The organism is Paucimonas lemoignei, assembly GCF_004342585.1.
Taxonomy (GTDB): Bacteria; Pseudomonadota; Gammaproteobacteria; order Burkholderiales; family Burkholderiaceae_D; genus Paucimonas; species Paucimonas lemoignei.
Window position 1 is genome coordinate 83,939 of the sequence record NZ_SLZQ01000005.1, and the last position, 12,827, is coordinate 96,765.

Consider the following 12,827-nt stretch of genomic DNA (forward strand, 5'->3'; position numbering starts at 1 on the left):
CTAGTTATTACCTGCCAAAATACTCATTACCGCCATGCGCACCGCGATCCCGAAAGTCACCTGCGGCAGAATCACAGCCTGGCTGCCGTCGGCCACTGCCGATTCGATTTCCACGCCACGGTTCATCGGGCCCGGATGCATCACGATGGCATCGGGCTTGGCCAGCGCCAGGCGTTCGGTGGTGAGACCGTAGCTCTTGAAAAATTCCTGCGCCGACGGCAGCAAGGCGCCGCTCATCCGCTCGTTCTGCAGGCGCAGCATGATGATCACGTCCACGCCTTTCAAGCCTTCAGCCATGTCGGTGAACACCCGCACGCCCATCTGTTCCAGACCGCTCGGCAGCAGCGTGCGCGGACCAATCGCGTGGATTTCCGGCACGCCCAGCGTAGTCAGCGCATGGATGTCCGAGCGTGCCACGCGGCTGTGCAGGATGTCGCCGACGATGGCCACCGTCAGGTTGGAGAAATCCTTCTTGTAATGCCGGATGGTGTACATGTCCAGCAAGCCCTGCGTGGGATGCGCATGGCGGCCGTCACCGGCATTCACGACATGCACGTGATGCTGCCCACTGTCGTTCAAATGCTTGGCGATCAGATACGGCGCGCCGGACTGCGCATGGCGCACCACGAACATGTCGGCATGCATGGCCGACAGGTTGTCGATGGTATCCAGCAGCGATTCGCCCTTAGACGTGCTGGACGCGGCGATATTCAGGTTAATGACGTCGGCCGACAGGCGCTTGGAAGCGATCTCGAAGGTGGTGCGGGTGCGCGTGGAGTTCTCGAAGAAGAGATTGAACACGCTCTTGCCGCGCATGAGCGGCACCTTCTTGACTTCGCGGTCGCTGATGCTGACGAAGGAAGACGCAGTATCGAGGATGTGCGTGACGACGCTGCGCGGCAAGCCTTCGATGGTCAGCAGATGCTGCAGCTCGCCGTTTTTGTTAAGTTGCGGATTATGCATGTTTGATCGAAAGAGTGAAACTGCCGTCATCGGCGCGTTGCAGAAGCAGCGTTTCGCTGGCTTCGAGCTCGACGGTAGCGGCGATAAAATCTGCGGCGATGGGCAACTCGCGCCCGCCGCGGTCAACTAAGGCAGCCAGCACGATCCTGGCAGGCCGGCCATAGTCGAACAATTCATTGATGGCGGCGCGGGTCGTGCGACCGGTGTAGAGCACGTCATCGACCAGCAGGATCGTCGCGCCCTCTACCTCGAAAGGAATTTGCGTCGGCTTGACCGAAGCCGGCAAGCCCTTCTCGGCATAGTCGTCGCGATAAAAGGAAACATCGATAAAGCCGAGCCGGCCGTCGAGTTGCAGTTCCGCGGCCAGGCGCTCGGCCAGCCACGCACCGCCGGAGTAAATGCCTACCAGGGCCAGACGATCGGCGCTGCCAAGCGCAGCTTTTACCTTTTCGGCTAGCGCCCGGTACAAAGCTTCCGCATCCAGTTCAAGTTTCGCCATGTTGGTCAAAGTATTGTTGCAAAATAATTGCCGCAGCCTGGTCATCGATCCTGCTGCCGCGCTCGCTGCCGATAACCGACGACGAGTATCGCTCGTCCACCAGCACAGCCGGAATGCCGAAGCGCCCGTGAAGCTGGTTGGCGAAGCGCCGGCAACGCAGCGTCATCTCGTGTTCGGCGCCATCCGGGTGCAAAGGCAGACCGACGATGCAGCGCGCAGGACGCCATTGTTCTAGCAGGCTGGCAATCGCGGCGAACTTGCCATCATTGGTCGGCTCGTTAATGATCGTCAGCGGCTGTGCCTGCCTGATGAGCGTATTGCCGACCGCCACACCGATGCGCTTCAGGCCAAAGTCGAATCCAAGAATCGTTTCCACCGGGCGTACTCAAACTAGTCAGGCATGTCCTGCCACGCCGGCCAGCATTGCGGGATCAATCCCCAGCAATTTCATGGCGGCGGCAAAACGTCGATCGATCGGCACGTCGAAAACGATGCCCGGATCGGCCGGCACCGTCAACCAACCGTTGCGGGCGATTTCCTCTTCCAGTTGCCCAGCGCTCCAGCCGGCACAGCCAAGCGAGACCAGCATCTTTTCCGGCCCCTTGCCGGCAGCCGCCGCTTCCAGAATATCCTTGGAAGTCGTCAAGACGACGTCGTCTGCCACCCGCATGGTGGAAGAATAAGTGCCTGCCGGACTATGCAGCACAAAGCCGCGCTCCACCTGCACGGGGCCGCCGAACAGAACGGGACGTCCGCCACCGGCTTGCGGCGCAATATCGATTTCCAGCTCGATTCTTTCAAACAAGGTGTCCAGATCCATATCGGTCACCTTGTTGATAATCACCCCCAGTGCACCCTGGGCATTATGCTCGCAGAGATAAACGACCGCGCCACCGAATACCGGATCCAGCATGGAAGGCATCGCAATCAGGAAATGGTTCGCCAGATTCAATGCCGGAATCGTGCTTGCGTCAGCCATGGTGGAAGGGTTCGATATATCCTCGGAAATGCCGCTTTGCGGGGGAGTTGGTCGGGTCTTGCTGGGATTTGCCATAGTGCGCATTTTACCAGTTTTACCTGGCTGGCACGAAACTTCGCCGACGACATTCAGTCGATAAAAAACCCGCATGCCTTGCGGGATGCGGGTTTATCGGCTCAGGGGCTACGCGCTCAGCTGACCGAGGCTTCCTTGCTGATGAAGCCGGCGATCGACTTGAGCAAGTCGTCTTCCTGGTATGGCTTGCCGAGGTACTCGTTGACGCCCAGTTCCATCGCATAGTTGCGGTGCTTCGTCGCAGTACGCGAGGTGATCATGATGATCGGGATATGCCGCGTGCGCTCGTCGCCGCGAACGTTACGGGTCAGGTCGAAGCCATCCATGCGCGGCATTTCAATATCCACCAGCATCACGTCCGGCGTCACTGCCTGCAGCTGCTCCAGCGCATCGACGCCATCCTTGGCCAGCACCACCTGGTAACCTTCGCGCACCAGCAGACGTTGCGTCACGCGGCGCACGGTCAGCGAATCGTCGACCACCATGACGATATTTTGCGTGCGCAAGCCCTGTACCGCATCGGACTTCGGCGCCGACGGCTTACCAACCGCCATCTCTGCCACCGCCCCCATGTTTTCAGGAGCATCCGAGGGCACCAGGCGCGGCGCGCGGATATTTTCCTGCGCGGCACGCTGCGCCAGCGGCACCGGGTTCAGGATCAGCACGATATCGCCGGAACCGAGCACGGTAGCGCCGGCAACGCCGATCATCCGCGCCAGTTGCGGGCCGATGTTCTTCACGACCACTTCTCGGTTGCCGATCACTTCGTCGACGTGCAGGGCGACGCGGTCGCTGCCGCTCTTCATGATGACCAGCGGCGTGTATTGCTGCGCCACGGCGGTGGCATCGCGGTCGCCCAACAGGGTCGACAGGTAGTGCATCGGCACGCGCTGTCCCTGCCACATGACCGCGCCCTCGTTGTAAGCGGCGGTCAGCATGTTGGTCTTCAGCTGCTGCACTTGCTCGACCAGCACCGACGGCACGGCAAACACCTTGCCGCCAGTCGACAGCAAGACCACCTGCGTCACTGCCAGCGTCAGCGGCAGGTGAATGGTGAATTGGGCGCCCTTGCCCGGATCGGACTTGAGCGCCACCCGGCCACCCAGCGCGGCGGCTTCGGAACGCACCACGTCCATGCCGACGCCTCGGCCGGCCAGCTCGGTGACCGATTCGGCGGTCGAAAAGCCCGGGTGGAAAATCAGGTCAGTGATTTCGCTCTCGCTCATGCCATCGCTGAGCAAGCCTTGGGTCTGCGCTTTTTCACGGATACGGTCAACGTTCAAGCCCTGGCCGTCATCGGTGAACTGAATGACGACTTCGTTACCTTCCTGGCGGATTTCAATCAGCAGTTCGCCGATTTCATTCTTGCCCGAAGCGCGGCGCTTGTCCTTGGACTCGATGCCGTGGACGATCGCGTTACGCAGCAAGTGCTCGAACGGACCGGCCATGCGTTCTAGCACGCTGCGATCCAGTTCCACCGTGCCGCCGCGGATATCCAGGTTGACGCGCTTGTCGAGCTCCTTGGATGCCTGGCGCGTAACACGGAACAAACGCTCGGAAATGCTGGCGAACTGCACCATACGCACGCGCATCAGGTCCTGCTGCAGGTCACGCGTCAAACGCGCCTGCGAGACCAGGTCGTTGCTGGCGCTGTCAACCGTGCGCAGCAGGTTTTGCTGCACCGAGCTGACGTCGTTGACGCTTTCGGCCATCATGCGGGTCAATTCCTGCAGGCGGGTAAAGCGGTCGAATTCCAGCGGGTCGAAATCGCGCTCGCCGGTTTGAGACATGCGCGAGGAAATCTGCGACTCGGCCTGCATCTCGATCTCGCGCAGCTGAGTACGCAAGCGATTGATGTTTTCAGTCAGTTCCGCCAACGAGCCTCGCAGCGTGCCAACCTCGGTCTCCAGCTTGGAACGGGAGATCGACACTTCACCGGCCTGGTTGACGAGGCGGTCCAGAATGTCGGCACGAACACGCACCAGCGGAGCAGCCGCACCTGCAGCAACCGCCTTTTGCGCAACCGGCGCAGGTGTGGCGGCAAAACCGGCCGGTCGTGCAGGAATAATCGAGTTCAGCTCAACCAGCCTGGTCGGGCTGGCGGCCGGAGCGCCGGATTCGGCTGCCACAGCCACCTCCGCCGCCGGATCGATTGCCACCGGGCGCGCTGCGTCCGGATTCTGCAGCACTTCAAACAGCTGCAGGCCATAGTCGTAACGTGCCAGCAAATCATCCAGGGACTGCGCCGACGGCAGGCCGGCATGCATGATGGCTTCGATACGGGTTTCCAGTTCATGCATGTGCTGGCCAAGTTCCATCGCGCCGGCCATGCGGGCACTGCCCTTGACCGTATGCAGCAAACGGAGCAAAGCTTGCGGCAAACTTGTATCGACCGGAGTTTGCTGCCAGGCGCGCAGCTTCTCGCCCACCTCGGGCAACATGTCGCGGCCTTCTTCGAGGAATACCGGCAGCAGATCAGCGTCGAGCTCATCCTTGATGACAATCGCCGGCGCGACGGCATCGTTTTCAGCCGGCTTGGCGATGATATCGGCAGGCTGCGGTTCGAAGCTGCTTAATTCCGGCACCACCGGCATCGGCTCGACAGGCAATGAAGTCAGCTGTGGCGCTGCCTCGGGCACAATTTGCACTTCCGGTTCGGACGCCGCAATTCTTTCTGCCTGCGCTTCCTGCGCCTCCAGTTCGGCCAGGGTCGGCTCTACAGCTATTGGATCCAAAGCGTCGGCAACCGTCTCGACCGGCAGGTCGGCAGTGCGCGTCTCTATGGCCTGACGCAAGTCTGCCAGCGCCTGGACCATTTGCGGTTCATGCGCTGGCATCTCGCCCAGCGCGAACATTTGCAGCATGGCTTTCAACTGCTCGATGCTCGCTTCCAGGACGCCGAACTCTTCGTCGGACAGGAGAGTGGGCTTGCGTGACAGGCATTGCAAGGCCATTTCGAGACCATGCGCCACTTCCTGCAAGGCCTGGAAGCCGACTGTAGCCGAACTTCCTGCCAGCGAGTGGGCAGCGTGCACCGCCAGAATATTGACTTCCCGCTCCGGCTCATGGCGCCACTCGGCGATATCGTTGGCGAGCATACGCACCAGATCATCCGTCTCGGCCAGATAGATATTGTGCAACGGCACGCTGATTTCCAGGTCGCCGATGTACTTGACGCCGTCGTCGCGTGCAGCAAGCGGCGCCTGCATCGTGGGGAATTCGATGACTTCTGCTACCGGCGCCGGCTGCGGCAGTTCGAACTCCTCCAGCAGCAAGTCATTTTGCGGTTCTTCGGCGATACTTGCCGCCTCATTCTCCGGCAGGTCAATCGTCAGCTCAGGCATTTCCATCTGCGCGAGGGCTTCGTCGATGGCAAGCCCGTCAACAGCCTGAGCAGCGTTATCTTCAGTAAGCGCGTCGAATTCAACGGTTTCGATTACCGCACCGGCTTCGATCGGCTCAGCCGGTTCAAATGCCTGCAAGGCTTCGGTAAGTTCGATTGCACCGCCTGCATCGGTGGCTTCAATGACTTCATCGACCTGGGCAAACATGGTTTCTGCGGGCGCGACTTGATCCGCTGTCTCGTCTTCAAGCGGAGCAAGCGCTTCAACGTCGGCCAACTCGGGCGACTCATCCAGATAGTCCGCCGGCACAACAGCCTCGCCTACGATGACCTCCTCGGCGGCGTCATCTTCATTCGCCGGCGGCATCGTTGCATCGGCCGCGGCTTCCGCTGGCGGGACTGGCTCCGCAGCTACTTCTTCATAGCTGAAGGGCTCGCGATTCTTGACGCGCTCTGCTGCGGCAATCAGCGCATCTGGACGACGCGCCGACCTTCCCTGGGTCTGCAAATCCTCAACCCATACCGCCAGCAGTTCAGCCGCCTTTTCCAGCAAAGCATACAGCTGGGCGTCACCGCCGGCCCCATCTGCCAGGCGCAAGTTCATGACCTGCTCGATGCTCCACGCGGCTTCGCCGAAGGCGGTCAAGCCGACCATGCGTCCACTGCCTTTCAGCGTATGGAAAGAGCGGCGCAGCGTCGTCAAATGCTCCTGATTCTTTGGCTCATGCCGCGACAAGGGAATTGTGGAGTTGACGCAGGCAAGCACTTCTTCTGCCTCGAACAGGAAAATCTCCAGCAGCTCAGCATCCACTTCCTCATCCGAGGCTTCGGCAACCGGCACTGCTGTCGGGGTCGCCACCGGTTCCGAAACCGGTACGGCGTCGGCAGCAGCCGGCACGAGCGTTGCCAGCGCGTCTTCCGCAGTGGCATTTTCAAGCAAGTCCATGGCTGCGCGGGCGCGCTCGCCCGCTTCCGGATTGTCCACCAGCGCTGCAGCGAGTTGAACCTGCTCGAGCGATTCTTTCAGTTGTTCCTGGAGCCGGGTGTCAGTTGGCTCTGCTGAAAGACACCTCGCTAATTCTGCCGACTGCTTCTGGTGCAGCTCGAGCTCCTGTTCAACGGTAGGCAAAACCTCTTCAGCAGCTTCGCTTAACGCCGCCGGATCAGACACGTCTCCCTGATTTTCTTCCAGGGCTGGAACCACGACCACTTGCTCGCCGACGTCATCCTGCTCATCGCGTTCCAGCAATTTGGCGCAGAACATGCCTTTGTCCGCATCGAACGAGAAACGCTGCTTGGCACTTTCCGGCTGCAGCTGCAAGGTTTCGATAAAGAAGCTCAACGCACCGACATTCTGCGCCACGTGACGGAATGCCTCGACGTCTGGCGCGGAGTCTTCCGGGCTATCGATGAAGTTACGCACCGCTTCCTGGGTATGCTCGACGGCGCGCAAGGCGTCGTCCTGATCCAGGATCGCCAGCGCACCGCTGATCTGATGCAGGATCGGCTCGATCTGCGTGAGCGCGCTACGCTGTTCCGGCTCGCGGAAATAATCATCCAGCAGTTTTTCGACCTGGCGCAGGCTGTTCTGCATTTCGCCGCCCAGCGCAGCCATGGTCTGGCGCTGCTGCGCCTCGCGCGACATTTCATCGAACCAGGGGGCCGATTCGGTCGGCGTCTCGCCAGCCACAATGGACAACAGCCGCGCTGTCATGGCATCGGCACGCGTCGTAAAGTCTTCCGGCAAACGGCTGATATTGCCAAGCGCATTCTCGACGAACAACAGGCAAGTCGCCATTTCGAGGCCGAGCGCGCCGCCAGATTGCGACGTTGCCGCGGCATGACGCGCGATGCCGTTCAGTTCGCGCAGCAGCTTCAGCAAGGATGGCGAACCAAGCTTGCTGACCGTTTCAGTCAAGCCCTTCATTTCCGCGCCAAAAGCATCTGCCACGGCCGCATCGCCAGCGACAATACGGTTCCACAGGTTCTTGGCCTGATTCAGCCGGCTCTTTGCCAGCGCCAAGGCTTCGGTATCAATCTGGCCGTAACGCTTTTTATCGTAATCGACCGGCACCAAACCATCCAACTGGTAGGCGGCGCGCACTTGCGCTGCCCGCGGCGAAGGTTTTTCCACCCGGGCGATAAAGAACAAGGCATCGCGCAAGAGACGCTCGGCGATGCTGGCCGAGCCTTCGGAAAGCCGGCGAATTTGCAAGTTAATACGTGCAAACAGCTGCTTGACGTAGATTTCCTTCGGAATTTGTCCGGCCGCGACTGCTTCCGCGAGGGCGTGCAAAACCCACCAGAAAGCACGCGACTGCTGGTTGCTTTGCGTGCGTTCGACCTGCGCGACGATGTCGAGCATCGCACGGGCATTGGCAGCTTCCGAAGCCGGATCGTTCTTGCGCAGGAATGGCAGCAATGCCTTTTCAAAACGCTGGCGCAGGCCGACATAATCGATCGACTCCGAGAAAGCAGCGGCATCGATCGGCGGCAACTGGGGACGGATCGCCAGGTTGGGGAAGAACAAGTCAGCCGGATGAACACGCTCGGCGCCGCGTGCTTCCAGCAGCGATTTATAGTAGGGGAACAGGCGCACAGGCTGGTGCGATGCACCGGACAGCAGTTCTTCCAGATATTCGGTCAGCGCCTGATAGGCGTTTTCGATGACATGGGCGATATCGTCGCTCAGCTCGATCTGCCCCGATTCCAGGCGGTCGAGCAAGTCTTCCGTAGTTTCGGTGATGATGGCGACGCCATCGATGTCAACGATCTGCAATGCCCCGTGCGCCTGGTGCAAAAAGGTTTTAGCCTGGCGCAATGAAGTGGACCGGGCATCCGCGTCTTGCGCAACAGCTTCGAAGATCGCGGTCTTGGAGCGGCCCAACGCTTCGCGGATTTCTCCCATCACCCAGGACAGGGAACCGGCATCGAAGTTGTCTCGGGTGCCTTGCGGGGGGGCCGAAGAATGGGTGGTCATGACTACCTCGCGGAAATTCTTAAGTGGCGGGCCGGCCCGCCACCATGCATCACTAACGGCCCTGCCTCAGCAGGGCAACAAGTCTGGTCAGGCAGAGAGTGTGTCCCGCTGTCAGGCAGCCACACGGAATCGCGACACCGAGTTCTTGAGTTCTTCGGCCAGCCTGGTCAGCTCGCGAATCGACTCCGCAGTCTGCTGGGTACCAGCCTGGGTATGCTCGGTCACCGTCAGGATGTTCTGGATGCTCTGCGCCACGCCGTTGGCTGAAGTAGCCTGATGTTCCGTTGCGGCAGAGATGCCCTGAATCAGTTCTGCGAGCTGGTTCGACACGCGGCGAATATCGGACAGCGCGGTACCGGCAGCGTCGGAAAGCTTGGCACCTTCCACCACACCCTGCGTGGATTTTTCCATAGCGGCAACCGCATCGTGGGTATCGGTCTGAATGGTACGCACCAGCGCACCGATCTGCTTGGTCGCTTCAGCCGAGCGTTCCGCCAGTCGCTGCACCTCTTCCGCAACCACCGAGAAGCCGCGGCCCGCTTCGCCTGCGGACGCCGCCTGGATCGCTGCGTTCAGCGCCAGCACGTTGGTCTGTTCGGTAATGTCGGAAATCAGTTCGGTGATTTCACCAATCTCCTGCGAGGATTCGCCCAGGCGCTTGATTCGCTTGGAGGTTTCCTGGATCTGTTCGCGGATTTCATTCATGCCCTTGATGGCGTTTTCCACCGCACGTGCGCCTTCTTCCGCCGCCGTCACCGACTGGCGCGCAACTTCGGCGGATTCGTTCGCGGACCTGGAAACATCGGTAATCTGCGTCGCCATTTCCAGCACGGCCTGGCCGGTTTCCTGAATGTCGCGGGACTGCTTTTGCGACGCCACCAGCAATTCATCCGAAATGTTCTGCGCTTGCGTGGACGCGGTCGTAACCTGTTCTGCGGTATTGGTCACGCGGCCGACCAGGATGCGCAGCTCTTCCACGGTGTAGTTAACCGAGTCGGCGATCGCACCGGTGATGTCTTCCGACACCGTTGCCTGCACCGTCAAGTCACCGTCCGCCACTTCTTGCAGTTCGTTCATCAGTCGCAGAATCGCGGCCTGGTTCTGGTCGTTGGTGCGCTTGGCTTCCTCTTCCTGCATCTGCGCTTGCAGACGCTGGTTTTCCGCTTCCTTGCGCTGTTCTTCCGCTTCGCGGGTACGGTTGGCGGTATCCTGCAGCACGACCAGTGCCACGCCAACAGCGGCAACGAGGGCCAGGACCACGAACAGACCCATGGCGAAGAACGACACGCTGAACGAATTCTGGTCGGCGCGATAGGCTTCCTGCAGAGTCGTCAGGCTTTGCTTCAATGCCTCGTTCTCGCTAAAGATTTCCTGCTCCGCCTTCTTGGCAGCGACGAAGTTTTGCACGTTGCCGCGGATGCTGGCCACCGCCTTCTGGTATTCGCCAAAGACAGCCTGCAGTTCCTGCAGTTTTTCTCGGGTATCGGCATCACGAGCTGCGCCGAGACGCATCACTTCGCTACCGTTCAGCAATCCATCAATGATGTCGTGGAAAGTGTTGGTATCCTTACCCAGCTGGAATGCCGTTTCCGGGCTCATGCCTTGGGAGGTCAGGAAAGAGTTCGCGCTACGGGCCAAACGCTGGGTCAACATCACCAGCTGGCTGGCCGAAGAAATCTCACGCGCCGGCGCGCCGGCTTGGGCCTTGAGGGTAGCGATCTGTTCAGCCAGTTCCAGCATGTCCGGAGAAATGCTGTTCATTTTCTTCAGCGTGGTGCCGAAACCGGTCAGTTCAGCTTGCAGCTTCAGGATCGTGGAAGCCGATCCTTCAGTCTTGTCCCAGGCATGCAGGGTATCTTCCACCACGGTCTTCATCGCCTGGCCCGGCGCGCCGATGGTGCGTCCCTGATACTGGCCGCCATTGTTCAAGATATTCAAGTTGCTTTGCAGCGAGTCGCGGCTGTCACGCAACTGGCGGAAGGCTTCCGCATTACCTTGGATTGCATTTGGCGCCGCCTTACCGATACGCTGCGAGTGCATCAGCGCTTCTGCAGCAATTTGCGTCTGGGTCGCTGCCAGCGAAGTGCTGCGCGAATTGGCCCAGGCAAAAATCGCCGCCAGAACCAGCGACAGGCCGAGCACCAGCAGCAGGATACGCAACTGTTCCTGCAGCGGCATCGTGCCGATGAACGGCAGGCGGATGTTGCCGCTCTTTTGCAGCACGTCGCCGATGAAGGTTGCATCCGGATTGGGCGTGGACTGGTAGGTGTAGCTGGCCTTGGGCTCGGCCGCAGGCTGGCTGGCAGCATTACTCAGCGGCTTGTATTCGGCAATGTGCTCGTCAGACATATCGTCATCATGCCCGGCAGCTTCATCAACCTGCGCTGCTTTTTTGGATAAAAATGGTACCTTGAACGCCATTGCCATTACTGAGTCTCCTAAAATCCAGTTGTGCTGCCGCCGAGCCCGTAGCCCGGTCTTATAACCCTACATGCAAAAATTGCGCATCCTGCACAATCAGCGATAGATCGATTTCAGTCCATACCTGCGAGTCGCGATCGACATATTGGCGCGGCGCCCAGGGAGTCGCGGATTGCGCATCCTCTTCCTGGACACGCATTTCCGTGACATTTCGCAAGCCAAGCACGCGCGACACCAGAATCCCGCTGTTGAACGAAAGCGAAGGTGCAAACACCACGATCCTGCTCTCGCGGTCGACCGGCGTCACGCCCTGCCCCTGAAAGCGCGCCAGATCGATCACGCTGACCAAGCTACCGCGGACGTTGGTCAGACCGAGAAACCAGTCTTGCGTGAGCGGCACGCTGGTGATGCCGCCGACAGAAATGATTTCGCCGGCCTCATGCAAATTCAACAGGCACTGGCGCTGGCCGATCTGCACGCCGAGCTTGCTGGCGTACGGGCTGGCGTTGGTGCGCGCAGCCTGCATGCGCTCCACCAGCTGCGCCTGAAATTCACGCAAGCGGGTGCGGCGCGCCAGCAAGTCGGGCTTGGCGGCGGTCTTATCCGATACGAGGTCCGGGATAGGCTGGGTCATGTGCAGTCAATCAGCCGAGTGCGGCAATCTTCGACAGGAGTTCCTGCGGGTCGACCGGCTTGACCACGTAGTCGCGGGCGCCCTGGCGCAAGCCCCAGATGCGATCGGTTTCCTGATTTTTGCTGGTGCAGATGATGATCGGCACATCCTGGGTTTCCGGATCGCGAGCGATGGCGCGGGTTACCTGGAAGCCGTTCTGGCCCGGCATCACCACGTCCATCAGGATCAGGTGCGGCTTGTCCGCCTTGATCTTGACGATGGCTTCCTCACCGTTCTCGGCAGTCGAAACCGAAAAGCCGTTCTTGACCAGGATATCCGTCAGAAAGTAGCGCTCTGTCGGCGAATCATCCACGATAAGAATCTTTTTGATAGACATCTTCAACCTTTGTGTCAAAAAATTTACTTGGAAAGTGCTTGTGCGGTATGTTCGCGTACGGTCTTGAGCAGACTGTCCTTGGTAAATGGCTTGGTCAAATAAGCGTCCGACCCGACCATCGCGCCGCGCGCCCGGTCGAACAAACCATCCTTGGAAGACAGCATGATCACGGGCGTTGCGTGAAACTTCGCGCTTTTCTTGATGAGGGCGCAGGTTTGGTACCCGTCCAGCCTTGGCATCAGGATGTCGCAGAAAATCAGCGATGGCTTGTGATCATTCATTTTGGCCAGCGCATCAAAACCGTCTTCGGCAAGAACCACCTGATAGCCAGCCTGCCCCAGAAAAATTTCGGCGGATCGGCGAATCGTGCTGCTATCGTCAATCACCATAATCTTGATGCCGGCGTTGTCCTGCGGTGCTGTCATGGCGTCTTATTCTCTATAAATTTTGTCCAATATACGATCCCACTGTAACAAAAAGCAAGATGCTTTAGAACAACGTTTAACCAGAGTTTTCCTTGGCCGTGGTTTTTATACCAAAAATACTTGAATAAACCG

The 12,827-nt window shown here is 59.7% G+C and carries 9 protein-coding genes; all 9 read right to left on the bottom strand.

Annotation, left to right across the window (positions count from 1 at the left end; genetic code table 11):
* Entirely contained in the window at positions 1 to 963 is a 963-nt protein-coding gene (locus tag EDC30_RS09445; RefSeq protein ID WP_132258584.1) for an aspartate carbamoyltransferase catalytic subunit, read from the bottom strand.
* Positions 956 to 1,462, bottom strand: a complete 507-nt coding sequence (gene pyrR / locus EDC30_RS09450) for a bifunctional pyr operon transcriptional regulator/uracil phosphoribosyltransferase PyrR (protein WP_132258585.1) — start codon at positions 1,460 to 1,462, stop codon at positions 956 to 958. Before pyrR ends, EDC30_RS09445 begins: the two co-directional genes overlap by 8 nt.
* The gene (gene ruvX / locus EDC30_RS09455) at positions 1,449 to 1,838 is read right to left on the bottom strand and encodes a Holliday junction resolvase RuvX (protein WP_132258586.1); all 390 of its coding nucleotides are present in this window, start codon (positions 1,836 to 1,838) and stop codon (positions 1,449 to 1,451) included. The genes pyrR and ruvX overlap by 14 nt, the downstream gene beginning before the upstream one ends.
* A gap of 18 nt (positions 1,839 to 1,856) precedes the next feature.
* The gene (locus EDC30_RS09460; protein WP_207907250.1) at positions 1,857 to 2,516 is read right to left on the bottom strand and encodes a YqgE/AlgH family protein; all 660 of its coding nucleotides are present in this window, start codon (positions 2,514 to 2,516) and stop codon (positions 1,857 to 1,859) included.
* Positions 2,517 to 2,632: 116 nt separating this feature from the next.
* Positions 2,633 to 8,839 carry a FimL-related protein gene (locus tag EDC30_RS19740; protein WP_243656710.1) on the bottom strand — a complete coding sequence of 2,069 codons (6,207 nt, stop codon included), beginning with the start codon at positions 8,837 to 8,839 and terminating at the stop codon, positions 2,633 to 2,635.
* A 111-nt stretch (positions 8,840 to 8,950) separates the two neighbouring features.
* A complete protein-coding gene (locus EDC30_RS09475) occupies positions 8,951 to 11,260 on the bottom strand; it encodes a methyl-accepting chemotaxis protein (protein WP_132258801.1) in 2,310 nt (769 codons plus the stop codon).
* A gap of 58 nt (positions 11,261 to 11,318) precedes the next feature.
* Positions 11,319 to 11,894 (bottom strand): chemotaxis protein CheW, encoded by a 576-nt coding sequence (locus EDC30_RS09480; protein ID WP_132258588.1) that lies wholly within the window; start codon positions 11,892 to 11,894, stop codon positions 11,319 to 11,321.
* A gap of 10 nt (positions 11,895 to 11,904) precedes the next feature.
* Positions 11,905 to 12,270 (bottom strand): response regulator transcription factor, encoded by a 366-nt coding sequence (locus tag EDC30_RS09485; RefSeq protein ID WP_132258589.1) that lies wholly within the window; start codon positions 12,268 to 12,270, stop codon positions 11,905 to 11,907.
* 23 nt (positions 12,271 to 12,293) lie between these two features.
* Positions 12,294 to 12,695: a response regulator gene (locus tag EDC30_RS09490; RefSeq protein ID WP_132258590.1), complete on the bottom strand. Its 402-nt coding sequence runs from the start codon at positions 12,693 to 12,695 to the stop codon at positions 12,294 to 12,296.
* Positions 12,696 to 12,827 lie beyond the last annotated feature (132 nt).